Annotated in this window: 20 protein-coding genes; 12 read left to right on the top strand and 8 right to left on the bottom strand. The window is 30.0% G+C overall.

Annotated features, from left to right (window positions below; all coding sequences use genetic code 11):
- Positions 1 to 3: 3 nt before the first annotated feature.
- The 7 genes from CQA75_RS01165 to CQA75_RS01135 form a co-directional block, all read right to left on the bottom strand.
- Positions 4 to 642, bottom strand: coding sequence for a hypothetical protein (locus CQA75_RS01165; RefSeq protein WP_137623232.1), 639 nt, complete (start codon positions 640 to 642; stop codon positions 4 to 6).
- 70 nt (positions 643 to 712) lie between these two features.
- The gene (gene pyk / locus CQA75_RS01160; protein WP_137623231.1) at positions 713 to 2,155 is read right to left on the bottom strand and encodes a pyruvate kinase; all 1,443 of its coding nucleotides are present in this window, start codon (positions 2,153 to 2,155) and stop codon (positions 713 to 715) included.
- 28 nt (positions 2,156 to 2,183) lie between these two features.
- Positions 2,184 to 3,530: an FAD-dependent oxidoreductase gene (locus CQA75_RS01155; RefSeq protein ID WP_137623230.1), complete on the bottom strand. Its 1,347-nt coding sequence runs from the start codon at positions 3,528 to 3,530 to the stop codon at positions 2,184 to 2,186.
- Between the two features lie 117 nt (positions 3,531 to 3,647).
- Complete coding sequence (locus CQA75_RS01150) at positions 3,648 to 4,277, bottom strand: type III pantothenate kinase (RefSeq protein ID WP_137623229.1); 630 nt, start codon at positions 4,275 to 4,277, stop codon at positions 3,648 to 3,650.
- Complete coding sequence (locus CQA75_RS01145; protein ID WP_137623228.1) at positions 4,264 to 4,551, bottom strand: tram-like protein; 288 nt, start codon at positions 4,549 to 4,551, stop codon at positions 4,264 to 4,266. Before CQA75_RS01145 ends, CQA75_RS01150 begins: the two co-directional genes overlap by 14 nt.
- On the bottom strand, positions 4,548 to 5,546 hold the full coding sequence (locus CQA75_RS01140) for a hypothetical protein (RefSeq protein ID WP_137623227.1): 999 nt from the start codon (positions 5,544 to 5,546) through the stop codon (positions 4,548 to 4,550). Before CQA75_RS01140 ends, CQA75_RS01145 begins: the two co-directional genes overlap by 4 nt.
- Entirely contained in the window at positions 5,543 to 6,121 is a 579-nt protein-coding gene (locus CQA75_RS01135) for a hypothetical protein (protein WP_137623226.1), read from the bottom strand. The genes CQA75_RS01140 and CQA75_RS01135 overlap by 4 nt, the downstream gene beginning before the upstream one ends.
- A 144-nt stretch (positions 6,122 to 6,265) precedes the next feature.
- Between CQA75_RS01135 and gatC the strand changes: the two genes are divergently transcribed.
- From gatC to CQA75_RS01095, 8 genes are all read left to right on the top strand, one after another.
- Entirely contained in the window at positions 6,266 to 6,553 is a 288-nt protein-coding gene (gatC, locus tag CQA75_RS01130; RefSeq protein ID WP_137623225.1) for an Asp-tRNA(Asn)/Glu-tRNA(Gln) amidotransferase subunit GatC, read from the top strand.
- A gap of 62 nt (positions 6,554 to 6,615) precedes the next feature.
- Positions 6,616 to 7,167, top strand: a complete 552-nt coding sequence (locus tag CQA75_RS01125) for a CvpA family protein (protein WP_137623224.1) — start codon at positions 6,616 to 6,618, stop codon at positions 7,165 to 7,167.
- The gene (locus CQA75_RS01120; RefSeq protein WP_137623223.1) at positions 7,168 to 7,638 is read left to right on the top strand and encodes a Fur family transcriptional regulator; all 471 of its coding nucleotides are present in this window, start codon (positions 7,168 to 7,170) and stop codon (positions 7,636 to 7,638) included.
- Positions 7,638 to 9,146 (top strand): lysine--tRNA ligase, encoded by a 1,509-nt coding sequence (lysS, locus tag CQA75_RS01115; RefSeq protein WP_137623222.1) that lies wholly within the window; start codon positions 7,638 to 7,640, stop codon positions 9,144 to 9,146. The genes CQA75_RS01120 and lysS overlap by 1 nt, the downstream gene beginning before the upstream one ends.
- Complete coding sequence (locus CQA75_RS01110; RefSeq protein WP_137623221.1) at positions 9,143 to 10,387, top strand: serine hydroxymethyltransferase; 1,245 nt, start codon at positions 9,143 to 9,145, stop codon at positions 10,385 to 10,387. The genes lysS and CQA75_RS01110 overlap by 4 nt, the downstream gene beginning before the upstream one ends.
- Positions 10,384 to 10,929 carry a DUF1882 domain-containing protein gene (locus CQA75_RS01105; protein ID WP_137623220.1) on the top strand — a complete coding sequence of 182 codons (546 nt, stop codon included), beginning with the start codon at positions 10,384 to 10,386 and terminating at the stop codon, positions 10,927 to 10,929. The genes CQA75_RS01110 and CQA75_RS01105 overlap by 4 nt, the downstream gene beginning before the upstream one ends.
- 12 nt (positions 10,930 to 10,941) lie before the next feature.
- Positions 10,942 to 11,799, top strand: a complete 858-nt coding sequence (locus CQA75_RS01100; RefSeq protein ID WP_137623219.1) for an SPOR domain-containing protein — start codon at positions 10,942 to 10,944, stop codon at positions 11,797 to 11,799.
- Entirely contained in the window at positions 11,796 to 12,584 is a 789-nt protein-coding gene (locus tag CQA75_RS01095) for a shikimate dehydrogenase (protein WP_137623218.1), read from the top strand. Before CQA75_RS01100 ends, CQA75_RS01095 begins: the two co-directional genes overlap by 4 nt.
- Before the next feature lie 35 nt (positions 12,585 to 12,619).
- Here CQA75_RS01095 and CQA75_RS01090 read toward each other — a convergent pair whose 3' ends face one another.
- Positions 12,620 to 13,504 (bottom strand): hypothetical protein, encoded by an 885-nt coding sequence (locus CQA75_RS01090; protein WP_137623217.1) that lies wholly within the window; start codon positions 13,502 to 13,504, stop codon positions 12,620 to 12,622.
- Between the two features lie 91 nt (positions 13,505 to 13,595).
- Between CQA75_RS01090 and lgt the strand changes: the two genes are divergently transcribed.
- From lgt to CQA75_RS01070, 4 genes are all read left to right on the top strand, one after another.
- Complete coding sequence (lgt, locus tag CQA75_RS01085) at positions 13,596 to 14,411, top strand: prolipoprotein diacylglyceryl transferase (protein ID WP_137623216.1); 816 nt, start codon at positions 13,596 to 13,598, stop codon at positions 14,409 to 14,411.
- Between the two features lie 63 nt (positions 14,412 to 14,474).
- Positions 14,475 to 15,197, top strand: a complete 723-nt coding sequence (locus tag CQA75_RS01080) for a fumarate reductase cytochrome b subunit (protein ID WP_137623215.1) — start codon at positions 14,475 to 14,477, stop codon at positions 15,195 to 15,197.
- A 69-nt stretch (positions 15,198 to 15,266) separates the two neighbouring features.
- Entirely contained in the window at positions 15,267 to 17,258 is a 1,992-nt protein-coding gene (locus CQA75_RS01075; RefSeq protein ID WP_137623214.1) for a fumarate reductase flavoprotein subunit, read from the top strand.
- A complete protein-coding gene (locus CQA75_RS01070) occupies positions 17,251 to 17,976 on the top strand; it encodes a fumarate reductase iron-sulfur subunit (RefSeq protein ID WP_137623213.1) in 726 nt (241 codons plus the stop codon). Before CQA75_RS01075 ends, CQA75_RS01070 begins: the two co-directional genes overlap by 8 nt.
- The last annotated feature ends 25 nt before the right edge of the window (positions 17,977 to 18,001 follow it).

Below are 18,001 nucleotides of genomic sequence, written 5' to 3'. Positions count from 1 at the left end.
GGATTAAGCTTGAAGATCTAGAGTTTTTCCTCCAAGTTCGTCAATGCGATCAGTAACTTTTTTAATTGCTGCATCCATTGTATCTTGGCTGATTTGAGGAAGCTTTCCACCCCACATTTTTTCTGCTTGCTCAAATCCTTTTTTTATCCCATCAAGCCCCTCTTTAAGTTTATCGACATCATTTCCAGCTCCATTGATTACAAAATCAGCGATACGATTTGCCGTATTATTAACGCCAAAAAATCCATCTTCGCTTACAAGCTGTTTTAATTCATCGGTATTCATTGAAAGTGGATTTTTACCACTATAACCTAAAGATGTAAAATCAATACTAGAAAGAATAGATTTTGCGGTATCTAAATTTCCTCCATTTAAAAGACCTTCAATTCCAGCTTGAGCATTGCTTGTGCCAAAAACTGTATTCATAGTTTGTTGTTGGAATTGAACCATATAGAGTTGAGTAATACCTTTTCCTCCAAGTGAGCTTAGTTTTTCAAGGGCATCTTTATTGATATCCTTGCTTGAACTAGCACTTTGAAGGTTTGCATCTTTGGTATTTTTTTTAGCATCTTCATCTACCTTCTTATTGCTAACTTGGGTTTGAGTCATGCTAGCGATATTTGAATAAGTATTCACTTGCATTTTTGCTCCTTAATAGTGAGGTTATATTTTATATCGACTTTTTTAATAAAAATTTTATATTATTTAAAAATTATTTTAAATAATAAGATATTTGATCTTTTTCAAGTATTCTAATAAGATTACTCGTTCCTTCTACTCCTGTTGGAAAACCCGCTGTTAATATATAACATTTATTTTCATTGATAAAATCTTTTTCTATACCTAATTTAACTGTGTTTTTTAATAATTCTGTTAAATGATCGCTTTTATTAACTAAAATAGCTGGATTAACCCCCCATACTATACTTAATAAATTAAGAGTTTTTTCTGAATGAGCTACGGCTATGATATCCATGCTAGGCCTATATCTAGAAATTTTCATTGCTGATTTTCCGCTACTTGTGAGAGAAAAAATCGCATCAGCATTCAAATCTTTAGATAAATTTGCACTTGAACGCATAATTTTATCTGTATTGTCTAAATTTTCAAAATCATTAAATTTATTATAAGGATAGTTTTTTTCTGTTTCTATGATTGTCTGACACATGATATCAACAGCATTAGCAGGATCTATACCTACAGCACTTTCTTCGCTAAGCATTACAGCATCGCTACCATCTAATACTGCATTTGCTACATCTGAAATTTCAGCTCTTGTAGCGGTTTTGCTTTTTGCCAAAGAAAAAAGCATTTGAGTGGCTGTAATGACAGGTTTAGAGGCATTATTAGCTTTGCGGATAATCTCTTTTTGAATGTTTGGAACCTTATAATAAGGCACTTCAATACCTAAATCGCCACGTGCTACCATAATACCATCGCTAGAATCAATAATTTCATCTATATTTTCAACTGCATCAAATTTTTCTATTTTAGCAAAAAGGGCTATTTTGGCGTTATGTTTTATTAAAATTTCTCGCACTTCATTGATATCATGAGCATTTTGAACGAAAGAAATGGCAAGAAAATCAACCCCATTTTCTATCCCCCAAATCAAATCATTTTTATCCTTTTGAGTGATAACATCAATGTTAATTTTAGTATTTGGAAAATTAATCCCTTTGTTCGAATTTAAAAAACCATCATTTTCAATAAGAGTTTGAATTTTGTCAGAATCAATACTGACTACTTTAGCACGAATAGAACCATCATATAAATAAATATAATCATCAATTTTAAGCATATTTAGAATTTCACTTTGATTGATGCTAAGTTTATAATGATTTTCCTTGATTTTTTCTCCTATAATTTTTTCATGATAAAAATCAAGCCTATCTCCTTTTTTTAGATCAAAGGGGGTTTTCAATTCCCCTGTTCTAATTTTTGGACCGCTAATATCTTGTAAAATTCCTATTCTAGTATTGAGTTCCTTAGCAACTTTACGTATGGTTTCAAGATTGTTTTTATGATACTCATGAGTTCCATGAGAGAAATTTAAACGAAAGACATTGACACCATTAATAATCATTTGACGTAAAACATCTTCACTTTCACTTGCTGGTCCAACAGTTGCTACAATTTTTGTTTTTTTAAGCATGATAATCCTTATTTTAAGTTTTTAATATTTACAATAATTCCGAATTAAATTTATCTTCATCAAATTTAGCTCCTAAATATTGACACATCAATTTCGCATCCCTTTGTGCATTGCCTAAACAGCTCGTTGCACCTGGACTAGGAGTCATATTAAAAATAATTCCAGGAATTTCAGCAATACTTGCTTCCCCTAGCATCAATTCCCCTCTTTTTTTATCAATTACTTGAGGACGAACTCCTCCAAAACCTCTTGCATAATATATATCACTAGCTTTTAAACTCGGAACTATTTTTCTAGCATCTTTTACAAAGATATTTTTATTGATAAAAGGTAATTCAAAAAGATAATTATAGAGTATGTAATTTCTAATAGTTGAATCTTTAAACATATTTAAAGTAACTTTAAAAACAGTTTTGTCAAATTTTAAAGCTTCAAAGAATTCAGGTACAGATTTTAATCCATGATAGCGTTCCAATTTCGGGATAACGAGTGCGGTTGGCCCAAAACGTGTATTCATATCGGCAAGTAAATCAGGATCTCCATGTAGTGCTGCAAAAGGTAATTTTGGATTTTGAACCATATAAACTTTACCATTGAGTAATTTTTGTTTTGTGAGATAAAAACTACCTGCAACAGGCCAACAAGATTTATCCAAACCTAAATTCATTTTATGTGCCAAATATAAAGAATGTGCACCAGCATTTACGACGACAGCTTTGGCATAATATTCTTGATAAGTATTTGTTCTTAAAAGAAAATATCCATCTTTTTTTTCTATATGGATAATTTCTTCATTAAAAGCTACAAAAGTATTTTTGTTTTGTAATTGCCCTTGCTCGATAAGACTGATACTCATTTTCCCAAAATCAACAGTTGTGAAAATTTCTCCAGCTTCTACGCCCATAGCACAAATATTTTCAGGTCTATCATTTATCCCATCTTTTCCAAGAGCTACCTTAGGTTCAATGGATTTGATTTTTTCTTTATCAAAAAATTTGATGTAAGGATACAGTTCTTTAAATTCTTCGTAGCGTTTTTTCATGTAATCACATTCTATATCATCAACAGCTAAGGCCATTTTTTGATGAGAGAACATAAAACGATTTTGGGCGTTTTGTAAAATTCCATATTTTACTATCATATCTGCTGTTGTTTTGACTTTTTTAGCTTTTTCTAGGGTGTAATTTGTTTCAATGTCGCCACAGTGTATGGTTTGAGAGTTACTTGTTCCTTTTGAATTTAAAGTTGAAGGAGAATGATATTTTTCTATTAAAGCGATATTTTTGATATCTGTATATCGTGCGATTTCATAAAATAATGCAGATCCAGAAATTCCAGCTCCTATGATTAATATATCAAATTCTTTTTTAGGCATTATTTTTCCTTTTTTTATAAATCATAGAATTTTATTTATAAAAGTTTAATTGAATTTGTTTTACAAATGGTTAAAATATATCAAAATAATATTTTTAATGAGAATTTTTGTAACATTTTATATTAATAAATTAGGATTTTCTTGTATAATTTTTTTCATACCTCTAAAAACAAGAAGTTTATCATAAATAGCATTATCAAAATAATTTGCTAAAAATTGTCCATCTCCACCAGTAAAATAAAGTTTTTTATTTTGCGCTGTATCTTTAATAAGTAAATAAATACTTTTAAAAACTCCATAGCTTAAAGCATCTTTTGTTTTCTGTGGGAATGCATCAAAACTTACTTGGGTATTAAATTCACATTTTAATCTAGGTGAAATGTGGGCATATATTTTTCTAAAATTTGTAATCCCTGGCAAGATAAAACCTCCAAGATGTATAGAATTGGCGATAATATCAATTGTAATGGCACTTCCAGCATCTACAATCACTCCATCATCTATGGTATAACAAGCAGCAATACGATCAATTCCTAGACCTTGATAAATAGTATCAAAAACAAAAAATGGTTCCAAATCGATAAAATTTTTTTGCGATTTTAAATAATTTTTTAAATTTTCATTGACATTAATATAAAAAATTTTTTGTTCACTTTTAAATTCTAAAAATTGTTCAATACTTAGTGTAAAATATTTATGATCTTCTAAAAAATTAGCATTAGAATTACCAATGTCACAAAACAACATGAATATCAAATCCCTTTTCACTAAGATACTGCTTTGCTTTGGAGCAAAGAACGCTTTTGGTAAAAAAAAACTTTTTATTTAAATTAAAATTGCTTGATAAATTATCTAAAAATAAGGCATTTTTTAAGACAAAACGAGATTTACCAGTATAGATAAAAAGTACAACTTCTTTATTTAAGGCACATAAATAAGTTTTTTTTGTACTCAATTTTTTTAGATCAAAAGTTTTAAGATCTAAATTTAAAATATCCATTGCTTCTTTTAAAATACTCATTGCAAATCTAAAATTTTATCTCCATAATAAAATTTACCATCGCCCATAAAAGACATTTTTTCAACAGGTTCTGAGAATTTAAATATTTGTATATTTTCAAGATTTAAATCTGATTTTATTAAATACCCTGTTTTTTCAAAAGCATATAAATGACCATGATACAAATTCACTTTTGTAAAGATAGCAAAATCGAATTTCTTTTGTTCTAGTATTTTTAAATTATAATCAGTTTTAACAATATTTCCATTCTTTTCAAATATAAAAATTGCATTATCACTCACTGCGATATCTTTTATATCAAAGTCTTGATAAATAGTTCTTCTAGGGTCAATTATCATTACTCTTTTTGCCGTGGCTGCTATAATTTGATTATTTTGTATGCTTAGATGAATAATATTATTAAAAAAGTTTTCCGCAGAAACAACAATATCTTTGACAATTTTCAAAGTATCTTTTGATAAAACCATGATTTTTCCATCCAAAGTAGGATAAATAATAACATTATCTAAGAATATCGGATTTGCAACGCGATTATCTTGAGCAGGTGCTGGAGTAAGGGTTTGAATAAATTTAATACCTAAGGAACGATTTGCAAAAACAATGCTATTATTGGCCAACACAAGTGCTAAATCATCTCCATTTAAGGCAATTCCTACAACAGTAGCGTCAAATTTATAAGAATAAGTTTCTTCATGGGTGCTATTATAAATTTTTAAATTTCCATTATCATCAGCCTCGATAAATTCTCCATCTTGATAGGCTAAGAGAATATAGTTTTTATCAAGTTTAAAATCATGAGTCGCTTGAGTATTTTTTAAAATGATTTGATTATTGCTAAGTTTAGCAGAAAATAAATTCCAATCAACGATAGTGGCCTTTAAGCTACCATTATGATTTAATTCCCCATCTGTATAAGCCGGCTCAAAATATTGTCTTTTCGTACCACAAGCACAAATAAAAATTAAGGCAAATAAGGTTATAAAAAAATGTTTCATTGTGAAATACCTTGATAATGTTTGAGATTTTTAGCAATTTGTTTAAGGCCTGAATTTTCATTAATTTGAGAAAGCAATACATTTGCTTGTTCGATTTTATTTTCTTCTAAGAGTTTGCAAGCTTCTAAAAGTTTATCATAATCTTTTAAAAATATCGATTTCTCTCCTAAAAATGCAAAAATGATATTTTGTAACAAAGGATTTATGTCAGAATCAGAGCTTATAGCTTTGAGTTGATTTTTTAAATTTGTATTGTTATTATCATTTTGGATTTCATTGATAAGAAATACAGCATAAAGATTAACGTTTTTTTGTTTTAATTGATTTAAAAGGTTTGTATCGTTTGGATATTTTAACAATTGGGTATAAATTCTATTGCTTTCTTTCTTATTGTATTCTTCAACTTTAGAAATTCCAAAACTAATAGCAAACCAAAGAACAGCGATAATTGCAATTAAAAATATATATTTTTTATATTTTTTTATAAATCTTTCACTTTTTATAAAATTTTCTATCATTTTCTCTTCAGCATTAAGATCTGTTTTAATAGATTTTAAATTATCTTTTAAGCTCAAATTTTGATCCTTAATTTTTATTTTATGATTTCAGTTAGCATTATTGTAACATAAATTTATAAATTCTAAAATATTGTAAAATAATTAAAGCTTTTTTATGTTATAATTTTTATTATCATTTAAATTTTTAATCAAGGTTACAAAATGCAAATAAATGAAGAATTGCTTACCAAACTTGAAAAATTAAGCGCTTTAAAAATTGCAGAAGATAAAAGGAGCAAATTGGTGCAAGAACTTGAGGAAATTGTTAATTTTGTTGAAAAGCTTAATGAGTTGGATTTAAGTTCTTCAGAGATCACAGTAAGCACCATTAAAGGTGGCACTCCTTTAAGATTGGATCAAATAGAAAATAAAGATATCATTAAAGATGTTTTAGAACATTCTCCAAAAAAAGATGAGAATTTTTTTGTTGTGCCTAAGATTATAGAATGATTAACTTATTATTTAATACTTGCTTGTAGAATAATTTAAAGATATAGTGAAAGTGGATGAGTATGAATTTTTATTGGTTTGATGCTTTTATTTTAGGTTTTACTTTACTTTTGGGTCTTAAAGGTATTATCAATGGTTTGATTAAAGAAGTATTTGGAATCTTGGGGATTATTGGAGGTGTGTTTGTCGCTTCAAAATATTCTTCATCAGCTTCTACTTTTATAGAAAATACTTTTTATAAAATTGAGAATCAAAGTTTGGCTAATTTTGCAGGTTTTTTAGTGATTTTAATTATTTTTTGGATAGTTTGTCTTTTACTTGGAAATTTTCTTTCAAAATTAGTTAAACTGAGTGGTTTGGGTTTCTTAGATCGTATAGGCGGATTTATTTTTGGCTGTGCAAAAATATTTTTTATTTTTGCTATTTTTGTTTTTTGCATAGCAAGAATCGATTTTTTAAATAGCAAATTAAATTCTTTTGCCAAAGATAGTTATACTTTAGAATTACTCAAAGATACAGGTTCTTTTATCATGAATCAACCTTTAGCTGAAGATAGTCTTGATAAAATAAAAAATACAACCAACAATCTCAACAGCTTTCAAGAGGAACAATAAATGTTGATTGAAAATGTAGAATATGATGTATTATTGGAAAGATTTAAAAAAATTTTAAGACAAGGTGGTCTTAAATACACAAAACAAAGGGAAATATTATTAAAAACATTATATCATAGCGATACGCATCATACACCAGAGAGCTTATATATGGAAATAAAGCAAGTTGAACCGGATTTAAATGTCGGTATTGCTACTGTTTATAGAACTTTAAATTTACTCGAAGAAGCTGAAATGGTTACTTCTATCTCTTTTGGTTCAGCTGGAAAAAAATACGAATTAGCCAATAAACCACATCATGATCACATGATTTGTAAAAATTGTGGTAAAATTATTGAATTTGAAAATTCTATTATAGAAAGACAACAAGCTTTAATTGCTAAGGAATATAATTTTAAACTAACGGGGCATTTAATGCAACTTTATGGAATTTGCGATGATTGTAATCAAAAAATTAAGGTAAAAATCTAATGTTTGATAATATTTTAGAACAGCAAAGAATAGAAAAATCAAATGAATTTAGAAAAGCTGGTATAAATCCTTATCCGCATTTTCTAAAAAAAGAAATGTCTTTATCGGATTTTAAAACCAAATTTTCTTATGTACTTCAAAGCGAAACTAAGCGAGATGAAAATAGTTTTGGAATTGTTGCAGGACGTTTAAAGCTTTTAAGAATAGCTGGAAAATCTATTTTTGCAAATATAGAAGATGAAAATACTAATTTACAAATTTATTTCAGCAAAGATAGCATCGGCGAAGAACAATTTAATTTACTTAAAAAAAATCTTGAGGTGGGAGATATTGTTTTAGTAAAAGGTTTTCCTTTTGTAACTAAAACAGGTGAATTTAGTCTTCACGCAAGTGAGGTAAAACTTGCTACCAAATCCATTGTTCCGCTACCTGAAAAATATCATGGGCTTACAGATATAGAACAACGATATCGCAAACGTTATGTGGATTTGATTATGAATTCAGATGTTAGAAAAGATTTTTTAATTCGTTCTAAAGTAGTAAGCCTAATCCGTCATTTTTTTGAAAGCAAAGGTTTTTTAGAAGTTGAAACACCTATGATGCATCCAATTGCAGGTGGTGCTAATGCTAAGCCTTTTATAACATTTCATAACTCATTAGGTGTTGAAAGATTTTTAAGAATCGCACCAGAACTTTATTTAAAAAGACTTATAGTCGGAGGTTTTGAAGCGGTTTTTGAAATCAATCGTTGTTTTAGAAATGAAGGTATGGATCTAACACACAATCCAGAATTTACAACGATAGAATTTTATTGGGCTTATCATAATTATAAAGATTTGATGGATCTCACAGAAGAGCTTTTTTCTTTACTTTTGGATCAATTAAATTTAGAAAAAGTAATAGAATTTGATGGTCATAAAATCGATTTTTCAAAACCTTTTGAAAGAATTTCATACAAGGAAGCCCTCAAAAAATATGGTGGTTTAAGTGATGAAGTTATAGAAAATAAAGATAAAATTTTAACTCAATTAAAATCTGATGGTTTTGAAGCTAATGAAAAATTAGATTTAGGACATTTGCAAGCAGAATTATTTGATAATTATGTAGAAAGTAAGTTGATTAATCCTACTTTTATTACAGATTTTCCAGTTTCTATTAGCCCACTCTCTCGTCGTAGCGATGAAGATCCTAATATAGCTGAAAGATTTGAGTTATTTATTTGCGGAAGAGAATTGGCTAATGGTTTTAATGAGTTAAATGATCCTTTAGATCAATATGAAAGATTTTTAAAACAAATAGAAGCAAAAAATGCAGGTAATGAAGAAGCATGTGAAATGGATGAAGATTTTGTTAATGCTTTGGGCTATGGTATGCCACCTACGGCAGGACAGGGAATAGGAATTGATAGATTGGTTATGTTGCTAACTAATAAAAAATCTATCCGAGATGTTATTTTATTTCCGGCCATGAGGCCATTAAAATCAGAATTAAAGGAGGGTAAAGAATGAGTTTAGAGTGTTTTGATCAAGAAATTTTTAATTTGGTAAATCAAGAATTAAAGCGTCAATGCGAAGGCCTTGAGATGATAGCAAGTGAAAATTTCACTTTACCTGAGGTTATGGAGGTTATGGGAAGCGTATTGACAAATAAATATGCTGAAGGATATCCAAATAAAAGATATTATGGAGGCTGTGAAGTTGTTGATGAAATAGAAAATTTGGCTATTGAGAGATGTAAAAAACTTTTTAAATGCAATTTTGCTAATGTTCAACCTAATTCAGGCTCTCAAGCCAATCAAGGCGTTTATGCGGCTCTTTTAAATCCAGGTGATAAAATTTTAGGTATGGATTTAAGCCATGGTGGCCACTTAACTCATGGTGCTAAAGTAAGTTCTTCTGGAAAAATTTATGAAAGCTTTTTTTATGGTGTAGAGCTTGATGGAAGAATTAATTATGAAAAAGTCAGAGAAATAGCTCATATAGTTAAGCCAAAATTGATAGTATGTGGTGCGAGTGCTTATGCTAGATTTATCGATTTTGCTAAATTTAGAGAAATTGCAGATGAAGTTGGTGCTTATCTTTTTGCAGATGTAGCGCATATTGCCGGACTTGTTGTTGCTGGAGAACATCCTGATCCTTTTCCTCATGCTCACGTTGTAAGTTCTACAACTCATAAAACTTTAAGAGGTCCAAGAGGTGGCATCATAATGAGTAATGATGAAGAGATCGCTAAAAAAATTAATTCGGCAATTTTCCCAGGAATTCAAGGCGGCCCTTTAATGCATGTGATTGCTGCTAAGGCTGTGGGCTTTAAATTTAATCTTAGCGAAGAATGGAAAATTTATGCAAAACAAGTAAGAAATAATGCCCAAGTTTTAGCTAAAGTATTGATGGATAGAAAATATAAGCTTGTAAGCGATGGTACAGATAACCATCTTGTTTTAATGAGCTTTTTAGATCGTGAATTTAGCGGAAAAGATGCAGATATAGCTTTGGGAAATTCAGGTATAACTGCAAATAAAAATACAGTTCCAGGTGAGACTAGAAGTCCATTTATAACTAGTGGATTGAGACTAGGAACACCAGCGCTTACTGCTAGAGGTTTTAAAGAGAAAGAAATGGAAATTGTTGCAAATTATATAGCGGATATTTTAGATGATATTAATAATATTAATTTGCAAAAAGACATTAGATTAAAACTTGAAGAACTTGCGAAAAATTTTATAATTTATACAAAGGCTATGTTTTGATTTCACCTATGGATATGTCATTAATTAAGATAATCGGTAGTCATTATTATGTCATGAGAAATAGAATTGTCAATAAAATCACCCATCGTGGGCGTTTGTTTTTTGACAAATTTGAAAAAATTGACTCTCCTTTAAATTTAAGTATTATGAGAGAGCATGCGGCTAAAAAAATTATCGTTGCTCATGATTTGATTACTAAAGATAATAAAGTTGAAAATATTGTTTTTGACTATAATGGCTTTAATGCTGAAAGATTTTATCATCGTGCTCAACTTATTTTGCGCGAAGAAGGTTTTATAAATTTTACTGCTTATAGAACAAAAACTCCAGGACATTTACATTTGTATATTCACAAAGGTCATACTTCGTTAAACGAAGGTTATTCTTTAGCATCTAAACTTTCAATGATGTTTGCAAGTAAAATGCCTGTAGAATGGAAAGTTTTTCCAAGCATGGACGTTCCAAGGGAATTTAATATTTTAGTTTTACCTTATGAGGTTTATCAAAAAGAACGCGGTAGTTCTTGGTCTAAACATATGTGAGAAAGGAAAAATATGGAAAATAATAAAAATGATTTTGATGATATCATTTTAGAAAAAAGCAATAAAAGCGAAAAGATAAAAAAAATTCTTTTAAGAGTGATTGCTTTAATTATTTTATTTTTAATCATTATGATTGTTATGAAGCTGATTAACAGCGGTGGTGATGATAATAAAAATCAAACAGTTTTACCTAGCGAACCTACAAGCACTGCTCAAGATAGTAATACAGATAATTCTTTTGAAAATATGCCTATTGCTACAGATAATTCTGCAGAAGATCAATTTGAAGCTTTAAGAAAACAAATTCAAGGTGATCAAAACGATAGTAGCTTAGAAACTAGTACCTTAGATCAAAATCTTGATAATGCAAATTTTGCCTTACCTGATCAAGATAATATTCAACAAGAGTCAAATTCTAATACTTCGGATGAGAAAAAGCAAACTGTTGCAAATTCACAAGCTCCTAAAGTTGAAGAAAAGCCAAAAGAACAACCAAAAGAGCAGGTTAAAAAACCTACTACAGCAAAAGATACCACAACTAAAAAACAAGAACACACTGTAAAACAAAATCAGCAACAAAACGCTAATGATTTATTTAAAAATGTTGATGCAAAACCTGTTAATCCGGATGGTTTGCCTTCTGGAATTTATGTACAAATTTTTTCTGTAAATAATTTGGATCAAAAATCTAGAGAATTAGCAGCTGTTAGAAAAAAAGGTTATGAATATAAGCTTTATAAAACAACAGTTGCAGGTAAAGAAATAACTAAGGTTTTAATTGGACCATTTAGCAAAGCAAATATTTCACAAGAGCTTGCTAAAATTAGAAAAGAAGTAGCTAAAGACGCATTTTCTTTCACTTTAAAATGAAATTCTTAGCCGTTGTAGGCAATCCCATTATGCATTCTAAATCACCTAGAATGCATAATAACGCGATTAAACTTCTTGGATTAAAAGGAATTTATACTCGTTATTGTTTAAAGAATGATTTATTTTTAAAAGAAGAATTATTAAAAATAGGTTTTGATGCTGTAAATATTACCGCTCCTTTTAAGGAAAAAGCTTATGAAATTGCTGATTTTAAAGATGAAGTTTCAACTCATGTAGGTTCTGCTAATACCCTTTGCTTTAAAAACAATCAAATCTATGCTTACAATACAGATGGAATAGGTTTTTTACAAGCCATTAAAGAATTTAAAAACATCAAAAAAGCTTTGATTTTAGGAGCAGGTGGAACGGCTCTTGTGTTAGCTTATGTTTTAAAGCAAAAAGGCGTGGATGTTTATATCACTAATCGTAGTGCTAAAAGACTTCAATATTTCAATACTTATAAAAATAGTCTTTATGAAGATTTAAAAGACTTTGATTTTGATTTGATTATTAATTCCACTTCGGCTGGTTTGGTAAATGATGATTTACCTTGTTCTGAAGAAATTTTACACAAGCTCTTACCTAATGCTAAATTTGCTTTTGAAGTCATTTACAATAAAGAAACTCCTTTTTATAAGCTTTGTAAAAAATACAATTTGAAAGTAAAAAATGGACTTGAAATGCTTTTGTGGCAAGGAGTGTTTGCTTTTGAATTATTTTTTAATCTTAAAAATCAAAGAGAAAAAATAAAAAAGGCGATGATACAAGCTTTAAATTTGGATTAATTTTTGAAAAATTCTATAAGAATTTTTCAAAAAATTTATTCAAAAATAATAACTCCATCTTGATTTTTATTTGTATTATTGTTTATATCATTTTCTTTTTTTACATTAGAGTTATCATTTGGGATATTTTTAAAAGTATGGTTAGATTGTTGTAAAGGGTTTTCTTCAAAGGAGGAATTATTATCAAAGCTATTAAATTTTTCAGGATTATTTGAAGATTGTGCTATATCTATAGCTTTTGGAAGATTGTTATAGAGTGTATTTAGGGTATTTTTATAAAAAGCTATAAAACTTCTATCAATTTCAAATGCAGGACGCTCTAAACCTTTATTAAGTTGAGTTGGAACTGTGGATATAGTGGTTTTAAACATATTAATTCCATCATCATTTTTTATAGGATAAGTAAGAGCGATCAAGGAATTTAATTTAGTATTGCTTGTTAAATCGGTTGAATTTTGGGGATTGTGAGCGTCAATAAAGTTTATTTTTCCTTGGAATTGAATTCCTAGATTGGATTTAACATAATCCCCGCTTACAAAACTATCTGATTTTTGCGGATTTTGTTCTTCTATATAAATGCTGATTAAACTTTTAAGGGTGTAATCAGGATTTGAATTGACTATTTTATAACCTTTAAGTTTTGCTACAGTAGCCATTTGTTCTTCTAAATTTTCTTTTAAAAGTTCAATCTCTTTTTCTATGCGAATTTTAAGTACAGAATTTTCAAAATAATCAGAATAATTATTATTTTGTTCTATGTTAATGGGCTCAAGAGCAATGGTAATTCCAGAATCTATAGATTCCGTTTTAATAGGAGTTTGAGGTTTAAAATTAGGCATCGAAACATTTACAAAGGTGCTACTGGTATTGCTACAAGCGCTTAAAAATAAAAAAATAAAAATAAAAAAATATTTTTTCATGATTTATCCTTGTCAATGATTAAAATTATATAATTATAGCAAGTTAAAGTTTTTTTGCTATATTTTAGAAAACAAAAATTTAGGAAAATATATGGAATTTTGGAGACATATTTATTCAAATTTTGATGTTGTTGCGTTCAGTGTTTTTGGACTCAAAGTGCATTGGTATGGAATTATGTATGTACTAGCTTTGATTTTAGCTTTAGCTTTAGCTAAGTTTTTTTCCAAAAAGATGAATATGGGCATTAGTAATAAATGCTTGGATAGTTATTTTGTTTGGGTAGAAATTGGAGTGATTTTGGGTGCAAGGCTTGGATATATTTTAATCTATGATAGCCATACAATGTATTATATTACTCATCCTTGGCAAATTTTTAATCCTTATGTTAATAATGAATTTGTAGGAATTCGTGGTATGAGTTATCATGGAGCTATTATTGGTTTTTTAATAGCAACTTTTTTATTTTGTAAAAAATACAAAGAAAATCCTTGGAAATTTTTAGATTTAGTAGCTTTAAGTGTGCCTTTAGCTTATGTGTTTGGACGTATTGGAAATTTCTTAAATCAAGAACTTTTTGGCCGTATAACTGATGTGCCTTGGGGAATTTATGTCAATGGAGTTTTAAGACATCCATCTCAGCTATATGAGGCTTTTTTGGAAGGCATTGTTGTTTTTATTGTTGTTTATATAGCAAGATTAAAACAAACTTTTTGCGGAGAATTAATCATTGTTTATGCTTGTATGTATTCTTTAGCACGTTTTATTTGTGAATTTTTTAGAGAGCCTGATTTTGGAATAGGTTTTGTACTTTGGGGAATGAGTATGGGACAAATTTTAAGTTTGATCATGCTTATTGTTGCATTGTTATTTTATGTTTGGATAAAATTTAAAAAAGTAAATATTTAATTTATATTAAAGATTATTGTAATATAATCAAAAGTTTTTTTATTTTTTTGTAAAGGAGTATAGATGAGTGGGCTTATCGAAGGTTATTTGGGTAAGAGCATTGAAGGCAAAAAAAGCAAAATGCCTGCAAAATTAGACTTTATCCAAAGTGCTTCAGGTCTTTTTTTAGGTCTTTTTATGTGGGCGCATATGTTTTTCGTGTCTACAATTTTAGTAAGCGGGGATTTTTTTAATTCTGTTGTTCATTTCTTAGAATTAAAATTTGTTTATAATAATCCTATCATGAGTTATATTACCTCTTTTTTAGCAACTTGTGTTTTAGTGATATTTTTTGTCCATGCTTTATTGGCTATGAGAAAATTCCCTATTAATTATCGCCAATATCAAATTTTAAGAGTGCACGCTAAAACAATGAAACATAGCGATACTTCGCTTTGGTGGGTTCAGGCATTGACTGGATTTTTAATGTTTTTTTTGGGTTCTGCTCATCTTATTTTTGTCATTACAAATGCGGATAAAATCAGCGATGCTATGTCAGGAGATAGAGTAATAAGTCATTTTATGTGGCTTTTTTATGCTGTGCTTTTAGTATGCGTAGAGCTTCATGGAAGTATAGGTCTTTATAGGCTTTGCGTTAAATGGGGTTGGTTTGAAGGAAAAAATGCAAAAGAAAGCAGAAAAAAACTTAAAGTAGCTAAATGGGTTATAAGTATATTTTTCTTAGCTTTAGGTATTTTAAGTCTTTTAGCTTTTGTAAAAATTGGTTTAGCAAATTATCAAATTTAACCATTGCAATGATATAAACTTACTAATTTAACCATTGCAATGATATAAACTTACTAATGGAGCAAATTTATGAATATACAATATAGTGATGCTTTGGTAATAGGCGGAGGTTTAGCAGGTCTTAGGGCTGCAATTGAAGTTGCAAAAAGTGGTCAAAGTGTGACACTTTTGAGTATTTGTCCGGTAAAACGTTCTCACTCTGCAGCCGTTCAAGGAGGAATGCAAGCAAGTCTTGCAAATGGTGCTAAGGGTGAAGGAGATAATGAAGATCTTCATTTCGCAGATACAGTTAAAGGAAGTGATTGGGGTTGTGATCAGGAAGTAGCAAGAATGTTTGCACAAACCGCTCCAAAAGCTGTTAGGGAACTTGCAGCTTGGGGTGTGCCTTGGACTAGAGTAACAAAAGGACCAAGAACTGTAGTTATTAATGCACAAAAAACAGTTATTGAAGAAAAAGAAGAAGCTCATGGCCTTATTAATGCACGTGATTTTGGTGGAACCAAAAAATGGAGAACTTGTTATATAGCTGATGCAACTGGGCATTGTATGCTTTATGGTGTAGCAAATGAGGCTATTAAACATCAAGTTAAGATTATTGATAGAATGGAAGCGGTAAGAATTATCCATGATGGTAAAAAATGTTTAGGTGTGATTGCAAGAGATTTAACTAATGGACAATTGATCGCTTATATCGCACGTGGAACTATGATAGCAACAGGCGGTTATGGAAGAATTTACAAACAAACCACTAATGCCGTTATTTGTGAAGGCACAGGTGCGGCTATAGCTCTTGAAACAGGACTTTGCAGACTTTCAAATATGGAAGCAGTACAATTTCATCCAACTCCTATAGTTCCAAGTGGAATTTTACTTACTGAAGGTTGTCGTGGAGATGGTGGAATTTTACGTGATGTAGATGGTTATCGTTTCATGCCTGATTATGAGCCAGAGAAAAAAGAACTTGCAAGTCGCGACGTTGTTAGTCGTAGAATGATGGAGCACATTAGAAAAGGAAAAGGTGTTAAAAGTCCTTATGGGGATCATTTATGGCTTGATATTTCTATACTTGGTCGTGCTCATGTTGAAAAAAATCTCCGCGATGTGCAAGATATTTGTAAAACTTTTAATGGAATTGATCCGGCTGATGAGGGTCCAAAAGGTTGGGCGCCAGTTTTACCTATGCAGCATTATTCTATGGGCGGAATTAGAACTAAGCCAACCGGTGAAAGTCAATGGTTAGATGGTCTTTTTGCTTGCGGTGAAGCGGCTTGTTGGGATATGCATGGATTTAATCGTTTGGGTGGAAATTCTTGCGCCGAAACTGTAGTTGCCGGAATGATTGTAGGGGATTATTTTGCACAATATTGTAAAAATAACGGAGAAGTTGTTGATACAAATGTTGTTAAAGAATTCTTAAGTAAAGAATATCAATATCTTAAATCTTTAGTAGATAAAGAAGGCAAACATGATGTTTTTGAAATCAAAAACAGAATGAAAGAGATTATGTGGGATAAAGTAGCTATTTTTAGAACTGGAGAAGGACTTAAAGAAGCTGTTGATGAATTGGAAAAACTTTATAAAGATTCTTTAGATGTTAAAGTACATTGTAAAGAGCTTGATTGTGCTAATCCAGAACTTGAAGAAGCGTATAGAGTTCCTAGAATGTTAAAAATTGCACTTTGTGTTGCTTATGGAGCACTTTTAAGAACAGAAAGTCGTGGAGCGCATTATAGGGAAGATTATCCAAAAAGAGATGATTTAAATTGGATGAAAAGAACAAATACTTATTGGGTTGAAGGTGAAACCTTGCCACGTGTAGAATATGAAGATCTTGATATTATGAAAATGGAAATGCCACCGGCATTCCGTGGATATGGAGCAAAAGGTAATATTATCGAAAATCCTTTAAGTGAAAAACGCCAAGCTGAAGTGGATGCAATCCGTGAAAAAATGGAAGCAGAAGGCAAGAGTCGTTATGAAATTCAAGATGCTTTAATGCCTTATGAACTTCAAGCAAAATTTAAAAAACCAAATCAAAGAATAGGAGTGGATTATGAGTAGAAAATTAACTATAAAAGCATTTAAGTATAATCCTTTAAGCAAAATTTCAAAACCACATTTTGTAACTTATGAGCTTGAAGAAACTCCTTTTATGACTGTTTTTGTATGCTTGACTTTGATTCGTGAAAAGATGGATGCTGATCTTAGTTTTGATTTTGTTTGTCGTGCTGGAATTTGCGGATCTTGTGCCATGATGATCAATGGTGTGCCAAAACTTGCTTGTAAGACTTTGACAAAAGATTATGAAGATGGTGTTATTGAACTTATGCCTATGCCAGCGTTTAGACATATTAAAGATTTGAGCGTGAATACTGGAGAATGGTTTGAAGGTATGTGCAAACGTGTTGAAAGCTGGGTTCATAATGAAAAGGAAACTGATATTTCAGCACTAGAAGAACGAATAGAACCTGAAGTTGCGGATGAAACTTTTGAACTTGATCGTTGCATAGAATGTGGAATTTGCGTTGCTTCATGTGCAACTAAGCTTATGAGACCTGATTTTATAGGAGCTACGGGACTTTTAAGAACAGCAAGATATTTACAAGATCCGCATGATCATAGAAGTATAGAAGATTTTTATGAATTAGTCGGTGATGATGATGGTGTTTTTGGATGTATGTCTTTACTTGCTTGTGAAGATAATTGTCCTAAAGATCTACCTTTGCAAAGCAAAATTGCTTATATGAGAAGACAACTTGTTGCACAAAAAAATAAATAGATTATTCCCCTTTTTTAAAGGGGAA

This window comes from Campylobacter taeniopygiae (genome assembly GCF_005406225.1).
Classification (GTDB): Bacteria; Campylobacterota; Campylobacteria; order Campylobacterales; family Campylobacteraceae; genus Campylobacter_D; species Campylobacter_D taeniopygiae.
Note: the sequence above shows the minus strand (reverse complement) of the source record. Positions and strands in the feature narration are given on the sequence as shown.

Coding starts and splice junctions, on each gene's coding strand:
- CQA75_RS01165 (WP_137623232.1), bottom strand. CDS start 642: ATGCAAGTGAATACTTATTCAAATATCGCTAGCATGACTCAAACCCAA.
- pyk (WP_137623231.1), bottom strand. CDS start 2,155: ATGCTTAAAAAAACAAAAATTGTAGCAACTGTTGGACCAGCAAGTGAA.
- CQA75_RS01155 (WP_137623230.1), bottom strand. CDS start 3,530: ATGCCTAAAAAAGAATTTGATATATTAATCATAGGAGCTGGAATTTCT.
- CQA75_RS01150 (WP_137623229.1), bottom strand. CDS start 4,277: ATGTTGTTTTGTGACATTGGTAATTCTAATGCTAATTTTTTAGAAGAT.
- CQA75_RS01145 (WP_137623228.1), bottom strand. CDS start 4,551: ATGAGTATTTTAAAAGAAGCAATGGATATTTTAAATTTAGATCTTAAA.
- CQA75_RS01140 (WP_137623227.1), bottom strand. CDS start 5,546: ATGAAACATTTTTTTATAACCTTATTTGCCTTAATTTTTATTTGTGCT.
- gatC (WP_137623225.1), top strand. CDS start 6,266: ATGCAAATAAATGAAGAATTGCTTACCAAACTTGAAAAATTAAGCGCT.
- CQA75_RS01125 (WP_137623224.1), top strand. CDS start 6,616: ATGAATTTTTATTGGTTTGATGCTTTTATTTTAGGTTTTACTTTACTT.
- CQA75_RS01120 (WP_137623223.1), top strand. CDS start 7,168: ATGTTGATTGAAAATGTAGAATATGATGTATTATTGGAAAGATTTAAA.
- lysS (WP_137623222.1), top strand. CDS start 7,638: ATGTTTGATAATATTTTAGAACAGCAAAGAATAGAAAAATCAAATGAA.
- CQA75_RS01110 (WP_137623221.1), top strand. CDS start 9,143: ATGAGTTTAGAGTGTTTTGATCAAGAAATTTTTAATTTGGTAAATCAA.
- CQA75_RS01100 (WP_137623219.1), top strand. CDS start 10,942: ATGGAAAATAATAAAAATGATTTTGATGATATCATTTTAGAAAAAAGC.
- CQA75_RS01095 (WP_137623218.1), top strand. CDS start 11,796: ATGAAATTCTTAGCCGTTGTAGGCAATCCCATTATGCATTCTAAATCA.
- CQA75_RS01090 (WP_137623217.1), bottom strand. CDS start 13,504: ATGAAAAAATATTTTTTTATTTTTATTTTTTTATTTTTAAGCGCTTGT.
- lgt (WP_137623216.1), top strand. CDS start 13,596: ATGGAATTTTGGAGACATATTTATTCAAATTTTGATGTTGTTGCGTTC.
- CQA75_RS01080 (WP_137623215.1), top strand. CDS start 14,475: ATGAGTGGGCTTATCGAAGGTTATTTGGGTAAGAGCATTGAAGGCAAA.
- CQA75_RS01075 (WP_137623214.1), top strand. CDS start 15,267: ATGAATATACAATATAGTGATGCTTTGGTAATAGGCGGAGGTTTAGCA.
- CQA75_RS01070 (WP_137623213.1), top strand. CDS start 17,251: ATGAGTAGAAAATTAACTATAAAAGCATTTAAGTATAATCCTTTAAGC.